We start from the raw sequence: 23,935 nt of genomic DNA, 5'->3' as shown, positions 1-23,935 counted from the left end.
AGCATTAAAAGAGCATCCACTGACAAGCCCTCGGAGGAAAGTCCGTGAGTGACAGCAACGACCGGCCGGGCAAGGACGCCGATGCCATCGTCGTCGGAGGCGGATCCGCGGGCGCCGTACTCGCCGCCCGGCTCAGCGAGGACCCGCAGCGCGAGGTCCTGCTGATCGAGGCAGGCCCGGACTACCCCGCGGGGCACTTCCCCCACGGGCTGCGGACCCCGCATCTGCTGGCCGATCCGGACCACGACTGGGGCTACACCGCGCGGGGCACCGACCGGGCCCCGGGCATCCCCGCTCCGCGCGGCCGGACCATGGGAGGCAGTTCCGCCGTCAACGCGGGGGTGGCCATCCGGGCGCGTTCCGCGGACTTCGCCGCCTGGGCGGACCGTTACGGCATCAAGGGCTGGTCCTACGAGGACGTCCTCCCCACGTTCAGGCACATGGAGAACACACCGGCCGGCGACGACGCCTACCACGGGCGCCTGGGCCCCTTCCCCGTCCGCCAGTGGTCCTACGAGCAACTCACCTCGCCTCTGCGGGCGTTCGTCGACGGCTCGGCGGACCGCGGGTTCCGGCGTGTCGAGGACTTCAACGGGGCCGAGCAGGAGGGCGTCGGCGGCTATCCCGTCAACATCGTCGACGGGGTGCGGCAGAACACCGCCCTGGCCTATCTGACGCCACCGGTGCGGCAGCGCCCTAACCTCCGGGTGCTGAGCGAGGTCACCGCCGACACCGTACTCATCAAGGACGGCGCGGCGCGCGGCGTGGTGAGTGCCTCCGGCACCGTGTACCGGGCCGCCGAGGTGATACTCGCCGCCGGCAGCTACGGCAGTCCGGCCATCCTGCTGCGCTCCGGCGTCGGACCGGCGAAGGACCTGCGGGCACTGGGCATCGACGTGGTCGCCGACCTGCCGGTCGGCCGCCGGTTACAGGACCATCCCTTCTTCCACTCGCTGTTCGCCCTGGCGCCCGGGCACCAGACGATGACGGACGCCTTCTCGGCGGGCCTGTGGTGCGCCTCGACCGAGGCTCAGGCCGGCGAACTGGACCTCGGCATCGTGGCCGTGCACCTGCTGGACGGCTCCTTCAGCCCGACCGGCGGAGCCCTGCTCCTGGCGACGGCCGTCACCCGGCCGGAGTCACGAGGCTCCCTCCGCCTGGCCGGCCGGGACCCCTACGCCGCTCCGGTCATCGACGACAACTACCTCGCGACCGCCAGGGACCGCCGCCGCATGCTGGAGGGCGTGAAACTCGTGCGCAGCCTCGTGGGCACGCCGCGGTTCGCACGGGTACTGGCCGGCGAACTCGTTCCCGGCGACGCGGTCCGGGACGACGGGGAACTGCTGGACACGATCGAGGCCGGGATCTCCACCTACGGTCACCCCACCTCGACCGTGCCCATGGGAGGGCCCGAGGACGAATGGGCCGTGGTCGACGAGTCGGGCGCGGTCAAGGGGGTCGAGCGGCTGCGCGTCGTGGACGCCTCCATCATGCCGGAGGTCCCCTCCACCGTGACCAACGCGACCACCATCATGATCGCGGAGCACATCGCCCGCCGCGTGTACCGGGTCTGACGGGGCGTCGCGCGTACCGGGCCTGACGGGATGTCGCGTGTACCGGGCCTGACGGAGCGTGGGGAATCCCCGGCGCCGGGGAGCGCGACGCGGACCGCCCGGCGCCGGTGCGGTCCGCGTCGGCTCCACCGCGCGGGCGCGCGGGCGGCGACCGTGTCGCCTAGTGCTGGGTTCCTCAAACGGGCTACACATAATCTGTTGCAGGAACTGCCGGCAGAAGACGCCGTTGCGGGAGGATGCGGTCACCGTGAAGGCCTGGCCGTCGACTGGTCGCAGACCGCCCCAGCGAAAGAGGAACCCGGCACTAGTCGTCCTCGATCCGATCGGCCTGTTCGTCGTTGCGTTCCTGCTCCCCTTGCATCGCGCGGTTGTTGCCAGCACGGCAGGCCGGCCCCAGGCCCGCTCTGCCGTGTTGCCATACATCACCATGCAACGACCGTCCCTGCCGAACGGGACTTCCCACTCACGGATCCGCAACTGGACGGGCAGATTGAGCAGCCCGCAGTCGGTCGGCGCCTCGGCGACGCGGGATCGCGGCTCCCCTCGCGAGGTACGCCCGCTGCGGTCCGGGGCAACCGGCTTCGCGTCGGGTGGGGTCGCATCCGCTCAGACCGCCAAGGACGGAAGGTGTGTCGACAGCCGTGCGTGGAACGCGAACGTGGCGCACACCGCTCTCATATCGTGCAAAATTCAATTACACTTTGAGTGTCACCGACTGCGGGACCGAGACGGCTGGGACCACCCGCCTAAGGGCGTGATGTGCGGCCGGACTCCAGCGCGATCAGCGCATCCGCTGCGCGAATAACCCACGTTGCCGGGGCGGCCTGTGACACACAGCGGTGCGGCATCGCCAATTCCAGGGAGCCCGTGTGGAGATAACCGAATCGGCCGCCCTTGACGCGCAACAGCCTGTGCGCGTCTTCAGCAGTGCGGCACGCTGGCTCACTGAGCACGTCGGGCAGGAGTTCCGACGCAAGACCGGCATGTGGCAGATCCACTACGAGATGCTTTCTTGGCTGTCGGAAGCTCCTGAGGGGCAACTGTGCCTGACCGAGTTGGCTCGTCGGATGGGGATATCGACAAGCAGACTCTCCCATCTGGTGGACCGCGCACGGGAGCACGGTTGGGTAGAGCGCGTACCGGATCCTGTCGGCCGTCGTATCGTCCTCGCCAGGCTGACCGGCACGGGAAGAGATGCTGTGCAGGCAGCAGCTCCCCTCCAGCTTGCATGCGTGCGCTCTCACTTCCTCGATCGCCTCACCCTTGCCCAGGTGGAGCAGCTGCGCGAGATCAGCGAGGCCCTTATCGAGTCGATCGACCAACAGGATGAAGGCGGCAGCACCTTCTGAGAAGGAGGGGGCGGACCCTCCATGCCCCGATCAGCGAGCCCTGCTGGGCGGACCGTGTGATGCATCAAACGCGCCGTTACTTCCCGAGATCGTCGTTGGCGTCACGCAGTTCACGCATGACATCGGCGAGCTTGGCGAACCCGTCGCGTCCGAGGGGGGTGAGGACTCGGGCGCGCATGATCTGCGTCAGCAGCTGGGAGATGGCCCGGGCCATGTCCTTACCCTGGTCGGTCAGTTCGAGGTAGATGAGGCGTCGGTCATCCTGGCAGGTCACACGCCGGGTCAAACCGGCGTTGCAGAGCCGGTCGCCGAGCTTGGTGAACCCGCCGCTGGACTTACGTGTCTCGTGTGCCAGGCGTGTCATCGGCATCCGGTACTTGGGGGCACTGAGCAAGCGCACCAGGACCTCGGCCGCGCCTGGGCCGAGGTTGAAGCGATCGGTCAGCTCGCTCGCGAGGGAGCCATGTGTGGCGTGAAAGCCCTGCATCACCAGCATCCACCAGTCGAGCAGTTCACGATCAATGTCCTGCTCGATACCTCGGTCGTCGCCGCTGTCGGCGGGGGGCGGTGGTTCCTCGCCCTGCCGACCCCTCGTTTCGCGCTCCACAACAGTCTTAACGTGCGGGTGGCGCGAATGTTCCTGATCGCTTCAGTGGTGAGGGACCGGCTGTGCGAGAAGGGCGCGGGTCATCAGCCCACTGGAAACGCCGAGGCCGACTGCCGCGGCTGCCCACCATCGGGCCCAGGGAAGCAGGCCTATGGCCTGGTCGACCGACCAGCGGCCGGGTCCGGTGAGCGTGAGCACGGCCGGCAGGAGCATCAGGATGAGCGGGTACTCGTAGCCGTTGTTCTGCACCCAGAGGCCGTTGCGCCACTTGACCGTGACCGCGACCGTCATGACTCCCCCTGCGATGGTGGCCGCCAAGGGGGTGAGCGCTCCTGCACACAGCAGCAGCCCCGCGGCTATCTGTCCGCCTCCCGCGGCGGCCGCAGTGAGCCGGCCGCCGCAGAATCCGTCTGCTCGGAACTCTGCCGCTCCACCCTCGATGCCATGGCCTCCGAGGCGGTGGCTGACCTTCTGGATCCCATGCCCGACGAAGAGCAGGCCGAGGACCAGCCTCAGGATGAGCAATCCGGTGTTCATGACACTTTCCTCATGCGTGGGTAGGTGGTGCGGTAGTGGTGAGTTTCCGTGCGTTACAGCACGAAGCAGGTGTCGAAGATCTCCGTCCGAGCCTCCGGGATGAAGCCGCGCTGGGCGCGCCACTGCCGGTGCTGCTCGGACTCGGCGACGGCCTGGCCGAGCAGTTCGGCCTGTCGCGCGCCCGAGATGCTGGGCTTGACGGTGGCCTGGTAGCCCCCGTAGTGGGCGACCGGGCTCCATGCCGGGCTGATCGCCGGCATCGCCTCGTCCAGGCCCTCGTACTCGGCGGTGGCGTAGACGATGCGGCCGCCGGTGACGGTGAGGAGGGACTCGATGTGCGGGATGTCCTGCTCGGGGACGGCGAAGAAGTCGTCGGACAGGACGGCGAGGTCGCCGTAGAACCCGGGCCTGAGGATGCCCTTGACGTCCTGTTCTCCGGTGAGCTGGGCGCCGGCCTGGGTGTACATGGTCAGTGCGGTCTCCCGGCTGACACGGTTTTCCGGCGGGTAGATCGTCAGATCGCCGATGGTCCGGCCGGAGACCAGCCAGTGCAGTGCGACCCAGGGGTTGTAGGAGGACACCCGGGTGGCGTCCGTGCCGGCGCCGACGGTCAGACCGCGCTCCAGCATGGCGCGTACCGGCGGTGCGTCTGCGGCGGCTCCGGCGCCGTAGCGGCGTACGAATGCCTCGCCCTGGAAGGACATCCGGTTCTGGATCGACATGGCGCCACCGAGCCTGGCGATGCGGTCCAGGCTGTCGCCCGAGACGGTCTCCGCATGGTCGAACAGCCAGCGGTTCCCGGCGGGGAAGAGGCCCTCGGCGGCGAGCTTCTCGAAGACGGCGAGGTCGCGGCGGATCGTCTCGTCGTAGGTGGCGTGCAAGCGGAAGCCCCAGCCGTTCTCCATCAGCAGCCGCACGGCCTGCTCGAAGCTTCCCTCGTAGTCCGCGGCCAGTTCGGGCCGGGGCTCGGTGAAGTTCTCGAAGTCGGCCGCCGACCAGGTCAGGTTCTCTCCGGCGCCGTTGAGCCGGAGCCATTCGTCGCCGTCTCCGGGCCGGATCATGCCGATCCAGCGCTTGAGGTCGTCGATCTCCTGTCCCGGGGTCTGCGGGAAGAGGTGGTAGGCGATGCGCAGCGACAGCTGGCCGGCCTTGGCAAGGTCGATGACGGTGCCGTAGTTGTCGGGGAAGTTCTGGAAGCCACCGGCCGCGTCGATGGCCGAGGTGAGGCCGAACCGGTTCAGCTCGCGGAAGAAGTGCCGGGTGGAGGTCTTCAGGTCCTCGCCCTGCAGGGTCGGTGCCGCGGCGAGGGTGGAGTAGAGGATGAGCGCGCTGGGTGCGGCCAGGAGCATGCCGGTCGGCTCCCCGTCCCGGCCGCGCACGAGCTGACCGCCCCTGGGGTCAGGGGTGCTCTTGGTGTAGCCGGCCGCTTTCAGTGCCGCTCGGTTCATCAGGGCGGACTGGTAGAGGTGCAGTACGAACACCGGTGTGTCCGGCGCGGCCGCGTTCAGTTCGGCGAGGGTCGGCAGGCGCTTCTCGGCGAACTGGTCCGCCGACCATCCGCCGACCACCCTGACCCACTGCCCCTTGGGGGTTCGGGCGGCCTGCTCGCGCAGCATCGCCAGCGCCTGACGCAGCGTGGGCACACCGTCCCAGCGCAGTTCCAGGACGTAGTTCAAGCCGCCCCGGATCACGTGCACGTGGGAGTCGTTGAGGCCGGGGATGACCCGGCGGCCCAGCGCGTCGACCACTCGGGTCCGGGCGCTGACCAGGGGGGCGACGTCCTTGTCGTCACCGACCACGGTGACCTTGCCGTCCTTGATGGCGACCGCGCTGGCCTGCGGGCGCACCGGGTCGCCGGTGTAGATCTTGGCGTTGCGGACCACGATGTCGGCGACGTGATCGTCGTGGACAGACGGGAGGCCAGCCACAGGCATAGTGGCCATGGAAATCATCTCCAGTGAGCAGGGAGTTCTGAGAAGCCGTGTGAGGGGTGAAGCAGCTGTTGGGGGCCGCAGTGGGGAGGGGAGTGACCGCGGGCTGCGTCAGCTGGGGGATGCGCTGCGGGGCACGGCCAGGGCGGCAGCAGCGGTACCGAACGTGCCAGCCAGCAAAGGCCAGCCAAGCCCCGTGTACTGCACGAGCAGGGCTCCCCCGAATGCGCCTGTCAGCATCGCCAGCACGGAGACCAGTCGGCGGCCGGCACGCGGGTTGGTACCGCCTGCCGGAGTCGAGTCGGACGCCAGTCCGGTCAGAGTGAGCGTCAGCACCGTCGTGGTCACATCCGGGACGGCGAGTTTGCGCACCGTCCCGTTGCGCAGGCCCATGGCCAGTGCGGTCAGGGCGATGAGCGCATAGACCGCATGGCTCGCGGCGAAGGCGACGGCTGTCGCCGTGGCCAGCAAGACCATTTCAAGCACCAGGGTCAAGCGCAGCCAGCGCGACGAAGTGCGGTGGCGCATCACGGTTTCCAGACGGCCGGCGGCCACCGCTCCGACCAGGAAGGCGGCCAGCGACACCAGCGAGCCGAGCACCGAGAAGCCGGGTACGCCGGCGGCGGCGAAGCCGATGATGACCACATTGCCGGTCATGTTCGCGGTGAAGACATGTCCCAGGCCCAGGTAGCTGATCGCGTCGATGAGGCCGCTCACGGCCGTCGCTGTCATGAGGGCCGGCAGCAGCGGCTCACGGCCGCCCGGCGCACGCTGGGCCGGCGGATGGTTGATAGTCACTGTCGTTTCCTTGGGCCACGACCCGTGTTCGGTCTGGGTTGCTCTGACTGGAGACCTCGTCCGCCGTGCCGGCTGGACGCTCGCCGCAGGCATGGGCCGGCTCCTGGGCCGTGTCCAGGATCTGGTCGAGGATCTCGGCCGGCGTCCTCGGCCACCTGGCCGACGGCCGCACGGACGAGGCGCCGCCCCAGCACCCACGACCACCGGCCAGCGGCCGGCGACACGGCCACCGTGCTCGGTCCTGCACGCGGCGGCACCTCCCGGGGCCGCCCAACAGGCCGTCACTCGCGTGCAGTTCGGCGCCTGCCCGCGGTGGGTGGCGTTTGCCCTGCGGCCCGAGATGACGTCCGCGCCGCCGAAACCGCCGAACATCGTGCACATCGAGGTCCTGGGCCCCGGGCCGCCGCCGGCCCGGGGCGGGGCGCCCTCGGGCCGGCGGCCCAGACGGCGGTCAGCCCGCGGCGTGGGCGCCGATGACGGACTGGGCGTAGACGACGCCGAGACCGTAGGCGCCGCCGTGCTCCTTGACGATCTCCATGACAGCGCCGTAGGTCTCGCCGCGGGCCCAGTCGCGCTGCAGCTCGAGCAGCACCTGGATCCAGGTCACCGGCACAGCACCGGCACTGACCATGCGCTGGAGGGCGTGCTCGTGCGCCTGCGGGCTGATGCCGCCGGAGGCGTCGGCCACCACATACACCTCGTAGCCCTGTCCGAGCGCGGACAGCGCCGGGAGAACCAGGCACACCTCGGTCCACAGGCCCGACAGGATGATCTTCCTGCGGCCGGTGGCCCTGACGGCCTCGACGAGCGCGCTGTCCTCCCACGCGTTCATGGTGGTGCGGTCGACGATCTCCTGGCCGGGGAAGACCTCGGCGAGCTGCGGCAGCAGCGGGCCGGAGAACGACTCGGCGGCAACCGTGGTCAGCACGGCGGGGACATTGAAGGCCTTGGCGGCCTTGGCCAGGCCCACGGTGGCGTTGATGATCGCGCCGCGGTCGCCACTGCCGGTACCGAAGAACATCTGCGGCTGGTGGTCGACGAACAGCATCACGGAGTTGTCGGGAGTCAGCAGGTCCGGGCTGGGAGCGGCCTTGACGTTGGCGATGTTGAACATGATGGGTTCCTTTTCTTCTGTCACAGGCAGGGACACACGCCTGGCGTGTCTGCCGGCGGGTCCGCCGAAGAGGCGGCCGACCCGTGCGAACAGTCCCTGCAGTCGGTTCTTGGATGCCGACATCGCGGCCTCCTTGGGTGTCACGCCGGGGCGGGTGGCCCGTCCCCGGGTAGGACGCTCACACCAATCAATCTTCCACGAGAGATGCTTCCGTGCAAGAAGTTGAATTGTGAACTAGATAGGAGGTGCGTCACATGCGGGGCGTCACTCCGCGCCTGTGGACTCATGAGTCCACGGCGAAGCACTTGCTCTCGGCGCACTCCAGCAATCCGCCAACCCCGACCGGTCCGGCCCGCCATCCCGGACGCCAACGCCCCACATACCCGATGCCCTCGCCATGTCCCCCGCGTGCGCACGTACGACAGCCGGCCGTACTCGGTGCGCTCGGCCACCCGGACCGGGGAGACACAGGCTCCCGACCACGCCCGGAAAGGCGGCGTGGCGACCTGCGGACACGCCGTCAGGCGCCCGGCGGGTGCGGACAGTTGCCGGCCGGGATACCGGAGAGGCTCCCAACGGGTCCCCGGCACGCACCGCACTTACCCGTTGCACGTAGCCCGTCCGGCAACGGGTGGATCTGGTTGGGTTGGGTTGGGTTACGGCTTATATGAGCCCCACGCCGGAGGGCGCCACTGCGGCATGGGGCCGATGCAGGTCGGCACGCCTCCCCGGCCTTCGCCCTCGGGCCTGCCGACGCCGGTGATCAAGAAGATCTTGCTCACGAAGCTCCTGGCGCGCTCACTCAGTTGGCGCGGTCCGTGGAGACGGCGACGTCGTGCTGGCGGGCAAGCTCGGTGCGGACCTGGCCGATCTTCTCCGTCACGACGTTGATCGTGTCGGGTCCGAGGAAGAGTCGCACCGGGAAGGCGCCGCCGTCGATGGCGTCGACGACGACTGCGGCGCCCTTCACCAGGTCACCGGGCTGCTGGTGGTTGAAGCCGGGCACGATCGTCCGCATCTGCCCGGCGGCGGTCTCCTCGTAGTCAGCGATGCGCTCGGAGACGTGCAGGCTCGGGCTGCCGAGGAAGCCGGTACGGAAGTAGCCGGGCTCCACCACGCCGGCGGTGATGCCGAGCGGGGCCAGTTCCTCGCGCAGTGCCTCGGTGAAGCCCTCAACCGCGAACTTCGTCGAGGCGTACAGGCCCCATCCTCGAACGCTCTGAAAGCCGGCGATCGCCGAGACGTTCACGACGATGCCGGAGTCCGCCGCGCGCATCACCAGCAGCACGGCGCGCGTGACGGCGAGCAGGCCGAAGACGTTCACCTCGCAGAGCGAGTGCACCTCTGAGTCGGCGCCCTCCTCGACCGCGCCGAGCAGGCCGCGGCCGGCGTTGTCCACCAGTACATCGATGCCGCCGAAGTGCTCGACGGCCGCGGTGCCGATCTGCGCGGCATCCGTCCCGTCCAGCCGAACCGGGAGCAGCGCGTCGCCGGCATCGGGGAACGCTTCGCGGACCTGCCGTTCGTCGTGGGCGGCCGCAACCACCCCGTGACCGCACGCAAGCGCCGCCTTCGCGTCTCCACGCCGAGGCCACGCGATGCGCCGGTGATGAACCAGGTACGCACCGTGCCAACCCCTGGATCCGGGGCAGGCCCACACCGCCAACTCGCTTACCAGGGCGCCGGTATGTGCACACCGTTCGAGGAACCCAGCACCAGGTCCTCCCGCGTCACGGACACGTCCCTGAGCCGCGCCTCGACGGCAGCAGACGCTGATGACCGCCTCGATCCGTCATCCCGGCGAATTCATCGAGCAGGACGGCAGGCGGCTCTTCGCCGAGCGCGGACCGACGGCCTGGCCGATGACCGATGACCGATGGCCGATGGCCGACCGGACCAGGACGCGGGCGTCCGAGGCCTGGTTCAGTCGAGCTTCTTCACAACGGCCTCGAACTGCCTCACCAGAGCGGGCAGGGAGCGTCCGTCGAGCTGGTCGACGACCCGCTTACGGGCACTCGCCAGATGAACGGGGTAGGCGGCCTGAAGACGCTTCAGCCCCTCCGGGGTCAAAGAGGCCACATTGCCCCGCCCGTCGCCTTCATGGCGCCGCTTGGTCACCTGACCCCGGGCCTGGAGCGTGTCCACGATCCGGGTGATCCGGCTTGCCGACAGGGCGCTGGCCGCGGCGAGATCCGTCATCCGCAGCTCCTGGTTCTCCGCTTCGGAGAGGCTCATGAGGACGACGTACTCGGTGAGCGTCAGTCCCGTGGCCCGCAGCAGATCGTCGTCCAGCGAGCGCGGGAGCGCGATGATGACGCGCATCAGGGCACGCCAGAATCGTTCTTCTTCGGCGGCCAGCGGATCAGCGTCATTCATCCGTGCAGCTTACATGCTCAAGCAAGCAAGCTCAAGCAGTGATCGGACCCCGGGTTCCCGCGCAGCCTGCGGCGCCGGCAGGGCCGGCCGGTGACCGACCGCACCCACGCCTGCACCTGTGCCTGCGCGGCGAACGGGCTGGCGGTCGCGGGATCCAGTCGGCCCATGGCACGCCTGCAGGCACCGGTCCGACAAGCCCCAGTTTACTTGCTTGACAAAGCATCACCATGGCCGAGATGCTTGCTTACACAAGGAACAATCTGTCGGGGATCGCCGTGTGCGACGACGAGTGAGAGGCCAGAAGGGCATGAGTGTCCAGTTGCCGCCCGCCGGGACCTACCAGGTCGATCCGGCGCGATCGTCCATCACCTTCACCACCCGGCACCTGTTCGGCCTCGGCAGGGTGAACGGCACCTTCACGCTGGAGTCGGCGAGCATCTCCGTCGCCGAGCCGGTGACCGGGTCGGCCGTGCACGCGGTCGTCGCGGCGGGCAGTTTCCACACCGGTGCGGCTCGCCGGGACGATCACGTGCGCTCGCCCGCGTTCCTGGACACGGACCGGCACCCGGCCATCCGCTTCGAGTCGAGCGGGGCGGTCCGCGGCGACGACGGTGTCTGGACGGTGGAGGGGTCGCTCACGGTCCGTGGGCACCGGGCTCCCCTCCGGCTGACGATCGACTCACTGACCGTCAGGGACGGATCGCTGCGGCTCTCGGCCTCGGGGACCGTCGACCGGCACCGCCACGGCCTGACAGCCGCCCGCGGGATGGCGGCGCGCCGGCTGCGGCTCTCCCTGACCGCCACCGCTCACCCCACCGCCAGCCCCACCACCAGCCCCGTCACGAACCCGACCACGCACCCGGCCGTCGGCACGACGACTCGCGCCGTCGCGCCGGCAGAAGATGAAAAGGACCTTCTGATGTCTCCCAAGATCGCAGTGATCTACTACTCCTCCACCGGGACGGTCCACGAGCTGGCGGAGTCGGTGGCCGAGGGCGCCCGCAAGGAAGGCGCGGAGGTACGGCTTCTGCGCGTCGCCGAACTGGCCCCCAAGGAGGCCATCGCCACCAACGAGGCCTGGGCGGCGCACATGGTGGCCACCGAGGACATCCCCGTGGCGACCCCGGACGACATCGAGTGGGCGGACGCCGTCGTCTTCGGCTCCCCCACCCGCTTCGGCAACATCGCCAGCCAGCTCAAGCAGTTCATCGACACCCTCGGCGGCCTGTGGGCACAGGGCAAGCTGGCCGACAAGATCTACAGCGGCTTCACCGCCACCGCCACCGCGCACGGCGGGCAGGAGTCCACGTTGCTGGCCCTGTACAACTCCGTCCACCACTTCGGCGGCATCATCGTCACGCCCGGCTACACCGACCCCGTGAAGTTCGCCGACGGCAACCCCTACGGCACCAGCCACGTCAACGGCCAGGGAGCGATCCCCGTCGACGACACCGCCCGTGCCGCCGCCGTCTACCAGGGCAAGCGCGTGGCCGCCGTCACCGCGCAGTTCAAGAACGCCTGACAGGACATTCCGGGCCGCGTCACGGCGCGCGAGCCAGAGCCGGACTCGACCGCTCGGTCGGCGGGGGTCAGTGCTGGGCGAACTGAACGCGCGTCGGCTGCACGGCGTCCGGCCGCAGGGCGATCCCGTTGAGTACCAGTGGTTCTCCGTAGATGTCGGTGATCCTGATCGCGCCCCCGCACCCGCTGCCCCGGTCGGAGAGGAAGTAGTTGTAGTCGGTACGGGGCAGCGGATGCCAGCCGCCGCCGGTGCGGACCTCCAGCCGCGCCACCGGATTCCGGTGGCCGATCACCTGGATGGCGCACCACCAGCGGCTGGACCCGGTCTTGTACCGGACCGAGACCGTGTCGGACGTGCTGGGGCTCAGCAGGCTCCACGTGACCTGGATGCGGCCGAGCGAGGGGGCGGCGAGTTCGGCGAAGGCCTGTGCGCTGAGGTCGAGTTGCCCGGGTGCGCAGGGCAGCGGGCATTCGTTGGTGATCCGGACCGTGACCGAGGCGCCGCCTGCCGCGCGGACGCGCACGTACGCCCCGCACGCCTTGGACGACTCGTAGTCGGTGTGGTTCATCGCCGCGGTCATGAGGTCATCGCTCGGGCCGTACAGGCAGGCGCCGTCGCCTGTCCCGGCGTCGTAGTGGGTGGCGGTTCCCCGATAGGTGGTCCCGGGCCGGATCCGTCCCGCCAATGACGCCGTGCCGGAAGCCGGCTGACGGGTGGCCGCGGGCCGGGTCCGCGCCGGTGTGGTGGTCGCAGAAGGCGCTGGAGTGGTCGCGCCGGCCGTCGCGGCCGGGGAGGCCGTGGCCGGCTTGCGTCCGGACGCCGCCGGCGGGACGGCCGACTCCTGGGAGCCGGCGACGGGCGTGGCCGCGGCGTTCCCGGCACCGGCGTCGCGGCCGGAGCGGAGGACCACGATCAGGGAGACGAGCACAACGGTGGAGACCAGCGCCAGCGCCGTGCCTGTCACCAGCCCTCGCCTGCGCGGGCGACGCCGCGCGGCCTGTCTTGTTGCCTTCATGTCCGTCCGATCAGAAGAGCGAGTCGATGGTGCGCTGTTCAGTGGCCGCAGGAGCCGGAAAGGTTGCCCCCGGACTCCCGGACTCTCGGGCTCTCGGACTCTCGGACGATCGGGTCCGTACCCCGCCGCCGGGTCGGGGCGGCGGCGGTGAAGTTCTCCGCGCGGGGCCGGACATCAGGTCAGCGGATGACTGAACGGCCCCGCGGCCCTCTCAAAGACTTCGAGGGTGATCTCCGGGACGAAAACAGCATCGCTCTCCAGGCCCTCGGGAAGGTGTCCCCGCATGTCCTCACGGCACAAGAGCGTGCCGTCGGGAATGAGGATCCCCGCGCCGATCCGGTCCGCCAGCTCGATGATGATCTTCCACACGTCGCCGGCCTGCGGGCGTTCGACACCGATGCCGCTGTCGAAGACGAACACCTCGGCCTCGCTGCCGTCGGCGGCACGGATCCAGAACTCCCTATCGCCCTCGGCCGCCTTCTCGGGCGCGGCATCACAGGGCGAAAGGACCGCCCGGACCACGTCCATGTCCGGCTCGGCCGGCTCACCGTCCAAGAACCTGTAGAGGTCCAGGCCGTAGCTCATTGCGGCAGCCCCGGTCTGCACACGAGCCCGATTGCCCTGACGTCGTTGCCGAAGGACCCGATGTCCCCGCTGCCCAAGAGGGGTCTCCTTTGCTGTCGTGTGCGGGGATCATCGCATCGGCGACTGACAGCGGGCGCCAGAACTCCCGAACCAGCCGGACCCGCTTCGGCCTTGACCGGCGCGGCAGTCGCGGCGCAACGGACGAGAAGGCCGGAATCCTCGGGCTTCAGCCCGAGGAGCAAGTCAATACGAGCTGACCGGCGCCCGCTGCAACCCCAAGCCCGTGCAGCGGCCGCACCCGCCGCTGTGCATCGGCGGCAGCGGCGAGAAGCGCACCCTGCGCACCGCCGCCCGTTTCGCACAGCACTGGAACTTCGACAGCGGCACGGTCGGGCAGTTCATCCGCGCGCGACGTACTCCACCAGCACTGCGCCGACGTCCGCCGGCACCCGGCGGAGATCCTGCTGTCGAGCCAGGTGCGGTTCAGCGGCGATCCGGCCGCGACGGCGGCCACCGCCGCCGAGCTCGGCGAGGCCGGTGCGGAGCTTGCCATCGTCTACCTGCCGCCGCCCTGCACCCCCGCCGTGCTGGAACCACTGGCAACAGCGCTGGGCCGGCTGGCCTGAGCCCAGGAACGGCGCCCTCCACAGACCTACGACGACCTAAATGACGGGAGCAGTACCAGTCGCGGCTGGAGCGCTGTCACAGAACCGATCCCTATCCGGTCATTAAGGGAGAAAAGGGGCACATCAGTGGAGCCCCGCACCGCCGGCTTCCCCAGACCCCCGAGGACAGCACTTGATCACCATGACCAGCCCCGACGCAGTGACACTCGGTAAGCAGCTGAACGCGTCCGACATCTCCGACACGGCAATCGCGCTGCTCGACGAGCAGGGGACGGTCGCCGCATGGACACACACCGCCGAACAGTTCGTCGGATTCTCCGCCGAGGACATCGTGGGCCGGTCCGCCGCACTCGTGCTGCCATCCTTCAAGGAAGCGACGACGACATCAGCGTTTGTCGAGCAGTGCCGGGCCGAAAACGGGTGGTCGGGGGCGACGGCAGTGCGCCACCGGGACGGCCGCGTACTCGACGCCGGCGTACGGCTCACGATGTTGCGCGGTCGGGACGGGACAGCGCGATGGCTCGCGTCCGTGACCGACGCCGTCCCGCAGTCCGGGGACGCGATAGACCGATCGGTGCGGGAACCGCTTCTCGCCCGCGCGCCGATCGGTGTCGGCATCCGGGACCGGCAACTGCGGTCCACCTACGTGAACGACGTTCCTGAGAGCCACGACGGCCTTCCCCGTGACCGACGTCTCGGACATCGGTTCACCGAGGTACTGCCCGGTGCCAATGCCGAAACAATCGAGGCGGTGATGCGGCAGGTTCTCCAGAACGGTACGACCAAGATCCACGAGTACCGGACGTGGCTGCCGACGAGTCAGGGCCCGGAGCACCAGTTCGCGGTGTCATTTCAGTGCCTCCAGGGCGCCGACGGCCGAGCGCTGGGGGTGTGCATCATCGGCGCTGACGTCACCGCGAGCCGGCGGACGCGTGAGCGCCTCGCCGTCCTCAGCCAGGCCAGTACGCGTCTGGGCAGCACCCTGGATGTGACGCAGGCCGGCCAGGAACTGGCCGACCTGGCCGTGCCGTTGCTCGCCGACCACGTCGCCGTGGACCTGGAGCAGTCGATCTCGTTCGGGGAGGGGCCCCCGGTCCGCATCGGCGCGACGGGCAAGCACCTCCCCTGTCTCCGGCGTGCCGGTCTGGCCTCGATCCACCAGGGGGTCCCGGAATCCCCGTGGGCGCGCGGCGAGCAGGTGTTCCTGCCGCCGGTCTCACCCTTCACCGACGTCCTGCGTGCCGGGAAGTCCCTCCTGGAACCGGTCCTGGACACCGCCCCGGGCGCATGGATCGACAAGATGCCGGAACTGGCGCACAGCGTCCGCGAGCACGGCGTGCACTCGATCATGATCGTACCCATCCGTGCACGGCGCTCCCTGCTGGGCGTGGCGCTGTTCGTCCGCACAGAGGATCCCGTGCCGTTCCATGAGGTCGATCTCCTCCTGGCCGAAGAACTCGTCGCCCGCGCCGCGCAGTCGTTGAACAACGCCCGTCAGTACGCCCGCAAACACACCGCCGCCCTCACACTGCAACGCCATCTGCTGCCCCGCCGGTTGCCAGGCGGCACAGCGGTCGAGGCGGCGTCGCGCTACCTGCCCGCGGACCTGGACCACGGTGTCGGCGGCGACTGGTTCGACGTGATCCCGCTGTCCGGCGCACGGGTGGCGCTCGTCGTCGGCGACGTGATCGGACACGGTCTCCACGCCGCCGCGACCATGGGCAGGCTCCGCACCGCCGTCCACACCCTCGCCACCATGGAACTGCCTCCCGACGAACTGCTGGCCCACCTCGACGACACGGTCCAGCGACTGGGCGAGGAAGACGCCGACAGCGCGGACCAGAGCCCCGCGGTGGTGGGCGGCACCTGCCTGTACGCCGTCTACGACCCGGCCACCCGCCGGTGCACCATGGCGCGGGCCGGGCATCCCCCGCCCGCGGTCATCGACCCGCAGGGGCGGGTCACGTACCTCGACCTCCCGCCCGGAGCCCCCCTGGGTGTCGGCCTGGGGGACCCTCCCGAATCCGTGGAACTGGAACTGGCCGAGGGAAGCGTCCTCGCCCTGTACACCGACGGCCTGATCGAGACCCGCGGCCACGACATCGAGGAGGGAATGCGCCGGCTGGGCACCGTCCTCGCGCAACCGGGCCGGTCTCTGGAGGACCTCTGCGACATCGCAACGCAGTCCCTTCCGGACCGGGCACCGTGCGACGACGTCACGCTCCTGCTCGTCCGCACCCGCTCCCTCAGCCCGGCCCGGGTTGCCTCCTGGACACTGCCCGGTGACCAGTCCGCCGTCAGCAGCGCCCGCACCCTGGCATCACGGCAACTGACGGAATGGGGCCTGCAAGGTCTTCAGGACGCCACGAAACTGATCGTCAGTGAACTCGTCACCAACGCCGTCCGCCACGGCACCGGACAGATCGAGCTACGGCTCGTCCGGCACCAGGTCCTGACCTGCGAAGTGTCCGACACCGGCCCCTGCACCCCGCGTCCGCGTCGCGCACGCACCATGGATGAGAACGGCCGCGGCCTCTTCCTCGTCACCAACCTGTCCCGCAGGTGGGGCTCCCGCCCGGTACCGGGCGGCAAGGTCGTCTGGGCCGAACAAGACCTCCCCCACACATCCGGCCTCCGGTCGGCGGCTGCCTGAGGCGAACCCGCCGACCTCGCGAAGCGGGCTTCGCGAGGGGCGTCCGACACACCTGCGGCCATCGGTCCACCCGTTAAGAGGCCGCGCAGACAGGGCACGCGGCGCCGCGTGCGGGGGCACCCCCGGCCGAAGGCTGGGGGAAGCTCTCGTCTGGCCGCGTTGCGCTCGTCGCGCGCAGCGCCGCTGCGCTCTCCTCACGCCGCCTTGGCCAACCGACGCAATGCACTGGCCTGCCGAAATGCGGCCGCTGCCGAGTGACGATCCCGCGTAGAGACGTGGAGACTCCGGCTGAACTTCCGTACGCAGATGTGCCGCGTCATCAGCAGAGGTTCGCTCCCGGCCGGTGCTTGTGGGGTGGGGTGACGCGATGGGGTGAATCTGTGGTCTGCATGGACGACGTCGCTCGCGTGGGGGCGTGTCCGGTCCAAGGGTGAGGGTGACGGGTCCCCCGCCCCGCTACGCGAAGGAATGCCGCATGCCCCTGCTTCCCCCGATCGGTGCCGAGATCCCGTGCAGCGCGCTTGCCATCAACACCCCCTTGCAGATCCGGAAGAAGCTCGTCTCCGTGGACTTCCGCGGGGGCTGGAAGCACCGCGTCGACGTCAACCCGAACGACCCGATCAACAGCGTGCGGCTGCGGCTGGTCGGCTTCAAGGTGACCGCGGAACTCGCCGCACTGGACGACGGGGGAGCGGAGGGCGGCACCATCACCATCGAGCAGAGTGACGTCGACGTCGATGCGGCCAGCCTGCTGAAGGTGACGCAGCAGTTCCCGCCCAGGTTCGAGTGCTCCCTGGTCATGAGCCCCTGCACCATGACCATCGACCAGCCGGGCAGTGAGCCGCTGGTCCTTTCCACGAAGGACACGTTCACGCTCATCTCGCAGCTGACCCAGTACCCCCCGCGGGGCGACCTGTCCCAGTTGCAGAAGCCGGTCGACTTCGTCGAACTGGACAAGCCCGACACCGTCGTCGCGACGATCCAGAAGTTCCCGGTCAAGTCCGGCGGCCTGTAAGCCGCCGGGCCCACGCACCGCCGGCGCACCCCCGGCGGTCGACCGGCGGACTGGCCCCACTCCGCGCATTCCGTCACCCCGCGTGCCGCATTTCGTCGGTTCCTCGCCTTGGGTGCAAGTGACGCACCGTCGGAATCACGCCTGTACCTGACGTCCGCGCCATGTCCGGGAATGAACCGTGGGACCGGGCAACCTTCACGGCGTGGAACACCGCCCGGCGAGGGCGGCCAAGGGGATGCGTGGCGGCCTACGCCGTGCTCGATACGTACAGCGAAGGCGTACCGCGGGATTGCTTCCAACGCCATGGCGATGGCGGGTCCTTCGAGTCGTCGGTGTCTGCGCCGGCGGGGCGGACATGGTGGTGCCCGCGGGTGACTCTTGCGCGTGCCTGCCGGATTCGCCCAGGTTTCCGGTTACGAATCGTGAGTCCCGTGAACCGAGCGATGGGCTGTGCCGACCATGTTGAAAGCTGTGCTCCGGATCTCTTCCGCCGCCCTTGCAGCTGCCTCGTTGACGTTCGCCTCCCCCGCCGGTGCCGCGACGGATCCCCTCCCGGGAACCCCGGAGCAGATCCGTGACACCGGGGCCTGCGGCCCGGTCGGTGCCTACCATGTGTCGGACTGGGCGCAGACCACGACGGATGCCGGGATCCAGCCGAAGGTAGACCTCGCCACGCTGAAAGAGGACTGGTACTGGCGTCACGACAGCAACACGCTGTGGCGGGGGGACACCCGGCCGGACCCGGAACCGATCTTCCTGAACGGCTTCCCCCCCAAGGGTTCGGACCTCACCCCGCTGTCGCAGTGGATCATCGGGGGCGGCACGCAGAACAGTGCGCACCTGAGCACCACTTGTGAACGGTGGGTTGCGCAGGGTTTCGCCACAGGCGCCACGGGGAGTACCGGCTGGGTGTATGCGATCCAAGCCCCCGGCGGCATTGACGTGAACGCCACCGCGCGGCAGACCGGCATCGAGTCACAGTTCCTGTGGAACAAGGAGATCGACTTCCCCGGCGGGGTCCAGGGCAGGTTCATCCAGGGGGCGTGTCAGTACCATTGGGCCGGCAAGGACCCGCAGACGAACGCCAACATCTACCAAAACCTGGGCTGCCGGACGAACAGTCACTTCCACCCGATCTCGGGTGTGTCGGCGGGTGTGGTCGGCCCGTAGCGCTGAGGCTGTGCGACTTTGAGGTCGCGCGGACAGGCACGGTGGAGGACCCCGGCTGCGAAAGGGGCACAGGTCATAGCGATCATGGAGTTGCGGCGCTCTGTGATCACCGGGGTACCTGTGCCCGCTCGGCTACCTACCTCCCCAACCGCGCCTGTCCGCACGGCCGAACAGCGTTGTCAAGCTTACGGCTACTTGCTCCATCCACTCCCCTGCCCGCCGTTTCCGGCGCTTCAGCCGGTCGTGTTCCCGACAAGCCCCCGCGAACCACGACCTGACCACTCGACAACGAGCGTGCCGGCAATGGCTGAGGAACTCCCACGAAGCCTCTGCGCACGGATGGCGAGAGCTTGGGCACTCAGATGCTGTTGGCGATGCGCTCGTGGTCCCGTTCGCCCTCGCGGGTCTGGATACCAGCCGCGAGCAGCTTGTGGGCGAGCTCGGTGACCTCATCGCCGAACGCCGCAAACAGGCCCTCGTTCTCAACGGCATACGCCGCATGAGGAATGGGCTGCGCGACCGCGTCGACCGCAGCCTTGGTGACGGAGAGCACCTCCGGCCGCAGGCCGGCGATCCGTCGGGCAAGAGTGTCGACGAATGCATCGATTTCTGCGGCGGGCAGCGCACGGTTGATCAGGCCATACCGTTCCGCGAGCTCCGCGCCCACGAGTTCGGCGCCGAGGATGAGCTCCAGCGCGCGGGCCCTGCCCGCCAGGCGCGTCATGTTCACCGTGCCGCCGCCCCCTGGGAGGATCCCCATCAAAGACTCCGGCTGCCCCTGCCCCGACTTGCCGATCGCCGCGAATCGCATGTCCAGGTACATGAAGAACTCATTGCCCGCGCCGCGCGCGAAGCCCGCCAGCTTGCCGATGGTGACCTGCGGCAGCGAGCGGACCTCCTCGCTCATCGCCTGGAGGATGTTCAGGCCCTCGGGGATGGCCGAGTCCGGTGCGGCCGCGATCGCAGCGCGAGTGGCTGTAGGCAGCGCGTCAGGGTCGGTGAGGTAGGCCATGTCACCGTGCGCAACGAAGAACTCCGGGTCCGCACTCTCGAAGACGATGACGCGGACGTCGGTGTCGTCGCGCACACGCGCGACGAATGCCCGGAGTGACGGCAGGAGGACCGCGTCCATCAGATTGAGCGGCGGGTGATCGATTGTCACCGTCGCGACCCCGTCCGAGACGTCGATCGTCAGGGCGGGAAGGTCTTCGTAGCTCATGAGGTGGCTCCATTTCGCGGTAAGGGACGGCCCGTGAACGGGCCGCTTGCTGGGGACAGCGTCGCGAATCTCAGCATCGCGTCTGACACCGAGTGTCAGGTTAGAAACCTGTACCCGAAGAAGCAAACGAGTGTGCCGGAGTACACTCGTCCCCATGAGCGCAGCGCCAGTCGGTACCCGTGAGATCAGCCGCCACGCGGTGCGAGCAGAGCTGGCCCGCGTCGCGTTCAACCGGTTCTGCCTCACCGGCTTCAACCAGGTCACCTTCGCCGACCTCTCCGAAGCCGCCGGGGTGTCGCGGAGCACCTTCCTGCGCTACTTCGGCACCAAGGAAGACGTGGTCCTGTTCGTCTTCGACCCTGTCGGTGACGTCATCGCCGACGCCCTCGATGCCGGCCGGGCCAACCAGGACGACTGGGACAGGCTGCGCAACGCCCTGGAGTCAGCCGTGACGTTCCTCGTGCGCGACGTCCAGGAACTCGTGACGATCCTCGGCCTCATCGATGAGACCCCAGCCCTTTGCGCACGCCTCCGGGAGAAGCAGGCCGAATGGCGACCAGGGATCGTTGCCCGACTCCAGGAGACAGCTTCCTCGGCCGACGGGCCAGCGGTTATCGCCAACGTTCGCGTTGCGGCGGCGCTCGAATGCCTGTGGATCGTCCTCGGACAGTGGAGTGCGAGCGGCGGCCAAGAAGACCTCGGCACACTGCTGGACGCTGCGTTCGCCGCCTTCTCGAGCCCGGCATGCCGGCAGTCGGACGCTCCGTCGTAAAGGGCCGAGGCGGCGGCTTCCTCGGAGGTGCCGAAGCGGCCGAAAGGAGTGGTCGATCCGGCGGCGGTGATCGCATCGGCGGAGTCCAGTCCCGGCCGCGAGTGCAGGAGTGGGGTGTCGATCCGGCCGAAGCGGACGGTGTCCACGCGCAGCCGTGCGGGGCCGCCGAGGCCCCCACAGCGCCTATCTGCGCGACCTCTTACAAGGAGCCGGGACGTGTGCGTGGATTCCGGCGCTGAGCTGCACGAGTTCAACGGTGAGAAGGACAAAATCAAGCCGCATCACGAGCGTCGGCCCGACTCGGTCAAATGGCGATGCTCAGCTGAGTCTTGCCCCTGACCCACGGGTCAAGGCTTAGCGTCCGGACATGAATGCGACTCATCGCCTCGTGCGCCTGGTCCGCCACCCCGCTGGATTGCCGACCGCGGACGACTTCGCCCTGGCACGGGTCCCCGTCCCCCGTCCCGAGGCCGGCCAGGTACTCGTCCGCAACACCCATTTCCTGGTCTTCCCAGGCCTGCGCACCCTCATCGGAGGCGAGACCCGTGATGTCCCGCTGCCGCCGCTGTGCCCCGGTGACACCTTGTTCGGCCCCGCGATCGGCGAGGTGGTCGACGGGCCGCTGGAGAAGGGTCGGCTGGTGCTGCACCTTCAGGGCTGGCGGGACTACGCGACACCCGCCGCCGCCGAGTGCAGGCCGCTGGAGGGCACGCTGCCCGACCCGGTGGCCCACCTCGCCCAGGGCTCCGCAGCGTACGGCGCGCTGACCCGGCTGACCGAGGTCCACGAGGGCGACACCGTGTTCGTGACCGGCGCCGCCGGCGCTGTGGGCACCCTGGCGGGCCAGATCGCCCGGCTGCTGGGTGCCGCCCGGGTGGTCGGCAGCACCGGTTCACCGGACAAGGCCCGGAGGCTGAAGCGGGAACTCGGTTACGACGCCACCGTGCTGCGCGGAGCGGGACCGATCGGCAGACAGCTCGCCGAGGCGGCGCCGGACGGCATCGATGTCGTCCTGGACACCGTGGGCGGCGAACAGCTGACAGCCGCCGTCCACGCCGCGAACCGGGGCGCCCGGTTCGCCCTGGTGGGCGCACTGGACGGTCAGCTGTCCCCAGACCGAGCGGGCGGGAGCGCACCGGCCGTGCTCGACACCTTCCAGCTGCTGACCAGGGGCATCACGATCGCCGGCTACAACGGCACGGACCACCCGGATGTCGAGGCGGAGTGGGAGGCCCGCTTCGGGGACTGGCTGCGGACGGGCGACATCCAGTTCCCCTACACCCCGCTCCGTGGAATCGAGCGCGCCCCGCAGGCGTTGCCCGCACTGATTGCGGGCCGCTCCTTCGGGGCGGCGATCGTGGAGCTGTAGGACGGGGGAGCACATGCGGATCGGCGAGGCAGCGGCGGCAGCCGGCACCACACCGCGCGCTCTGCGCCTGTACGAGGCCCGTGGCCTGCTCCGGCCCCCGCCACGTACTCCGTCCGGCCAGCGTGAGTACAGCGCTGCCGAGGTGGCCCGCGTCCGCGTGATCCGTGACCTGCTGGCTCTGGGCCTCACCCTGGAAGACCTCCGCCGCCGAGCCCACCGCCTGGACCTCCTCGTCCAGACCCCGCCCGCATCTTGTGGCAGTCCTCCAGGCGCGTTCAGCGACGTCGTGGCCGATCGCCTGGCAGCCCTGGACGCGGAGATCGCACGCCTCACGTACTTACGGCAGAACCTCGCCGCAGCCGCAGATGGCCGTGGGGTGCCCCGGGGGTTGCCGACCCCTCCCAGCGGCAGCGTTCCCGCACCTGAACTTGAGTGCTGATTTCCGACCGGTCGGGCTGCCGCTCGTGGCTCTCAGGCTGCCGCTCACACGCGACCCTTGAACACATGTGGCCGACCCTTCGAGGGCCATGCCGCCACGCGTTCGAACCCCGGAGGTCAAAACTCAGGCTCAGGGCCACTCCCCCGCCCGGTCTCTCCGGCTCGACGCCGACCTCATCAAGGCCGCCGGCCTCCGCAACCTCGGCTGGGCGCACCCCCAACCGATGACCGTCTGCTCGTGCGCGCGGCGCCGGCCGCGCGCAGCAGGCCCGCCGCGAGATGGAACCGGGCGAGCGGAGCCGCGCCGCGTGAACCAGCCCGACCCTCAGCAGCCCCATTCCCTCGATGGGCCCTTCCTCCTGCACGCAGCCAGGCTCCTCGACGGTGACCGCCCGCCTACTGCGCACCTGGGACACCCCCCTGAGGCTCTACTGGACGAGTTCCCAGTCCTGCGAGCCGTCCGTGAGCGCGTTCTGCAAGGTGAGCGGCCCGCTGGGTGGCCGCCGACGAGGTCTACGGCGGCCGCGACCTGCGGATGCGCATACGCGAGCTCGGATACGACTACGCCTTCGCGGTGCCCGCCACCCACCCACCGCATGACCACCCCGGCCTGCCGCTTCGGCACCTCCCGCGTGCTGGCGAAGCTGCCCCGCCGGGCCTGGCAGCGTCTGCGCACCGGCCACGGCACCAAGGGCGACCGGCACTACGACTGGGCCATGATCGAGGTGAGCGCCGACGACACCCCGCCCGGCCACGAGGCGGGCCACGGTTTCCTGCTGATCCGCCGCCACCCCTATACCCGCGAACTCTTCTACCGCTGCCACTCCGCCACCCCCGTCACGCTTGCCGAACTCGTCGACGTGGTCTGCCGCCGCTGGCGGATCGAGGAGGACTTCCAGGCCGCGAAGTCCCTGGCCGGACTCGACGAGGGCCAGGTGACATGCTGGACGTCCTGGATGCGCTGGAGCCTGATCAGCCTCATCGCCGCCGGCCTCCTGGCCGTGGCCACCACCCGGCACCGCGTCGGCAGCGCCCTCGACGAGTCCGGCACCGAGAGCGAGCCCATGATCGTCCTCACCCGGCCCGAACTCCTGCGACTGCCACGGACCTTCGCCCTGCCGACACCGGTCACCACCCCGGAGCACGTCCTGCGCTGGTCCCGCTGGCGACGACGCCATCAACACCGAGCCGCCGTCTGCCACCACCGCTGGAACGAGGTCACGGCAGCCGCATGATCACGAACTACGGCTGCCGTGTCAGCCCGG

The 23,935-nt window shown here is 69.5% G+C and carries 21 protein-coding genes and 1 pseudogene; 12 read left to right on the top strand and 10 right to left on the bottom strand.

Features of this window, described 5'->3' with window-relative positions; all coding sequences use genetic code 11:
• The first annotated feature begins 44 nt into the window (after window positions 1–44).
• Both AQJ27_RS39715 and AQJ27_RS39710 read left to right on the top strand, forming a co-directional pair.
• Window positions 45–1,574, top strand: a complete 1,530-nt coding sequence (locus AQJ27_RS39715) for a GMC family oxidoreductase (protein WP_067380098.1) — start codon at window positions 45–47, stop codon at window positions 1,572–1,574.
• 869 nt (window positions 1,575–2,443) lie between these two features.
• On the top strand, window positions 2,444–2,923 hold the full coding sequence (locus AQJ27_RS39710; RefSeq protein WP_235613991.1) for a MarR family winged helix-turn-helix transcriptional regulator: 480 nt from the start codon (window positions 2,444–2,446) through the stop codon (window positions 2,921–2,923).
• Window positions 2,924–2,999: 76 nt separating this feature from the next.
• On the opposite strand, the gene AQJ27_RS39705 is transcribed toward AQJ27_RS39710, so the two are convergent.
• The 7 genes from AQJ27_RS39705 to AQJ27_RS39675 form a co-directional block, all read right to left on the bottom strand.
• On the bottom strand, window positions 3,000–3,530 hold the full coding sequence (locus AQJ27_RS39705; RefSeq protein ID WP_201264515.1) for a MarR family winged helix-turn-helix transcriptional regulator: 531 nt from the start codon (window positions 3,528–3,530) through the stop codon (window positions 3,000–3,002).
• 42 nt (window positions 3,531–3,572) lie between these two features.
• Complete coding sequence (locus AQJ27_RS39700) at window positions 3,573–4,067, bottom strand: DoxX family protein (RefSeq protein ID WP_067380095.1); 495 nt, start codon at window positions 4,065–4,067, stop codon at window positions 3,573–3,575.
• A 53-nt stretch (window positions 4,068–4,120) separates the two neighbouring features.
• Window positions 4,121–6,010, bottom strand: a complete 1,890-nt coding sequence (locus tag AQJ27_RS39695) for an amidohydrolase (RefSeq protein ID WP_067380091.1) — start codon at window positions 6,008–6,010, stop codon at window positions 4,121–4,123.
• A gap of 99 nt (window positions 6,011–6,109) precedes the next feature.
• Window positions 6,110–6,796, bottom strand: coding sequence for a YoaK family protein (locus AQJ27_RS39690; RefSeq protein ID WP_067380088.1), 687 nt, complete (start codon window positions 6,794–6,796; stop codon window positions 6,110–6,112).
• A gap of 451 nt (window positions 6,797–7,247) precedes the next feature.
• The gene (locus tag AQJ27_RS39685) at window positions 7,248–7,910 is read right to left on the bottom strand and encodes a hydrolase (RefSeq protein ID WP_067380456.1); all 663 of its coding nucleotides are present in this window, start codon (window positions 7,908–7,910) and stop codon (window positions 7,248–7,250) included.
• An 802-nt stretch (window positions 7,911–8,712) separates the two neighbouring features.
• On the bottom strand, window positions 8,713–9,456 hold the full coding sequence (locus tag AQJ27_RS39680; protein WP_235613992.1) for an SDR family NAD(P)-dependent oxidoreductase: 744 nt from the start codon (window positions 9,454–9,456) through the stop codon (window positions 8,713–8,715).
• 377 nt (window positions 9,457–9,833) lie between these two features.
• Entirely contained in the window at window positions 9,834–10,286 is a 453-nt protein-coding gene (locus AQJ27_RS39675; RefSeq protein WP_067380085.1) for a MarR family winged helix-turn-helix transcriptional regulator, read from the bottom strand.
• 307 nt (window positions 10,287–10,593) lie between these two features.
• Here AQJ27_RS39675 and AQJ27_RS59205 point away from each other — a divergent pair.
• Both AQJ27_RS59205 and wrbA read left to right on the top strand, forming a co-directional pair.
• Window positions 10,594–11,076: pseudogene (locus AQJ27_RS59205) on the top strand (YceI family protein); the annotation flags it as partial.
• Window positions 11,077–11,205: 129 nt separating this feature from the next.
• A complete protein-coding gene (wrbA, locus tag AQJ27_RS59200) occupies window positions 11,206–11,808 on the top strand; it encodes an NAD(P)H:quinone oxidoreductase (RefSeq protein WP_067380453.1) in 603 nt (200 codons plus the stop codon).
• A 67-nt stretch (window positions 11,809–11,875) separates the two neighbouring features.
• Here the strand turns inward: wrbA and AQJ27_RS39665 are convergent, their stop codons facing one another.
• Together AQJ27_RS39665 and AQJ27_RS39660 are read right to left on the bottom strand one after the other, a co-directional pair.
• Window positions 11,876–12,823 carry an expansin EXLX1 family cellulose-binding protein gene (locus tag AQJ27_RS39665; RefSeq protein WP_067380082.1) on the bottom strand — a complete coding sequence of 316 codons (948 nt, stop codon included), beginning with the start codon at window positions 12,821–12,823 and terminating at the stop codon, window positions 11,876–11,878.
• 174 nt (window positions 12,824–12,997) lie between these two features.
• Window positions 12,998–13,351, bottom strand: a complete 354-nt coding sequence (locus AQJ27_RS39660; RefSeq protein ID WP_244313882.1) for a hypothetical protein — start codon at window positions 13,349–13,351, stop codon at window positions 12,998–13,000.
• A gap of 533 nt (window positions 13,352–13,884) precedes the next feature.
• On the opposite strand from AQJ27_RS39660, the gene AQJ27_RS58030 reads away from it, so the two are divergent.
• The 4 genes from AQJ27_RS58030 to AQJ27_RS39640 all read left to right on the top strand — a co-directional run bounded on the left by AQJ27_RS58030 (window position 13,885) and on the right by AQJ27_RS39640 (window position 18,872).
• Entirely contained in the window at window positions 13,885–14,034 is a 150-nt protein-coding gene (locus AQJ27_RS58030; RefSeq protein ID WP_201264516.1) for a hypothetical protein, read from the top strand.
• Window positions 14,035–14,215: 181 nt separating this feature from the next.
• Window positions 14,216–16,687 (top strand): SpoIIE family protein phosphatase, encoded by a 2,472-nt coding sequence (locus AQJ27_RS39650; RefSeq protein ID WP_067380447.1) that lies wholly within the window; start codon window positions 14,216–14,218, stop codon window positions 16,685–16,687.
• A gap of 475 nt (window positions 16,688–17,162) precedes the next feature.
• On the top strand, window positions 17,163–17,702 hold the full coding sequence (locus AQJ27_RS59195; protein WP_235613993.1) for a hypothetical protein: 540 nt from the start codon (window positions 17,163–17,165) through the stop codon (window positions 17,700–17,702).
• A gap of 459 nt (window positions 17,703–18,161) precedes the next feature.
• The gene (locus AQJ27_RS39640; RefSeq protein WP_067380079.1) at window positions 18,162–18,872 is read left to right on the top strand and encodes a scabin-related ADP-ribosyltransferase; all 711 of its coding nucleotides are present in this window, start codon (window positions 18,162–18,164) and stop codon (window positions 18,870–18,872) included.
• A gap of 358 nt (window positions 18,873–19,230) precedes the next feature.
• On the opposite strand, the gene AQJ27_RS39635 is transcribed toward AQJ27_RS39640, so the two are convergent.
• Window positions 19,231–20,091: an enoyl-CoA hydratase/isomerase family protein gene (locus tag AQJ27_RS39635; protein ID WP_067380076.1), complete on the bottom strand. Its 861-nt coding sequence runs from the start codon at window positions 20,089–20,091 to the stop codon at window positions 19,231–19,233.
• 154 nt (window positions 20,092–20,245) lie between these two features.
• Between AQJ27_RS39635 and AQJ27_RS39630 the strand changes: the two genes are divergently transcribed.
• The 4 genes from AQJ27_RS39630 to AQJ27_RS39620 all read left to right on the top strand — a co-directional run bounded on the left by AQJ27_RS39630 (window position 20,246) and on the right by AQJ27_RS39620 (window position 23,905).
• Window positions 20,246–20,863, top strand: coding sequence for a TetR/AcrR family transcriptional regulator (locus AQJ27_RS39630; protein WP_067380073.1), 618 nt, complete (start codon window positions 20,246–20,248; stop codon window positions 20,861–20,863).
• Between the two features lie 367 nt (window positions 20,864–21,230).
• Window positions 21,231–22,232, top strand: a complete 1,002-nt coding sequence (locus AQJ27_RS39625) for an MDR family NADP-dependent oxidoreductase (RefSeq protein WP_067380070.1) — start codon at window positions 21,231–21,233, stop codon at window positions 22,230–22,232.
• Window positions 22,233–22,245: 13 nt separating this feature from the next.
• Window positions 22,246–22,671 carry a MerR family transcriptional regulator gene (locus AQJ27_RS53110; protein ID WP_079065583.1) on the top strand — a complete coding sequence of 142 codons (426 nt, stop codon included), beginning with the start codon at window positions 22,246–22,248 and terminating at the stop codon, window positions 22,669–22,671.
• A gap of 595 nt (window positions 22,672–23,266) precedes the next feature.
• Window positions 23,267–23,905, top strand: coding sequence for a hypothetical protein (locus tag AQJ27_RS39620; RefSeq protein ID WP_067380067.1), 639 nt, complete (start codon window positions 23,267–23,269; stop codon window positions 23,903–23,905).
• Window positions 23,906–23,935 lie beyond the last annotated feature (30 nt).

The sequence above is a fragment of the Streptomyces olivochromogenes genome (assembly GCF_001514115.1).
GTDB classification, from domain to species: domain Bacteria; phylum Actinomycetota; class Actinomycetes; order Streptomycetales; family Streptomycetaceae; genus Streptomyces; species Streptomyces olivochromogenes.
This window is presented reverse-complemented; position numbering and strand designations above follow the sequence as displayed.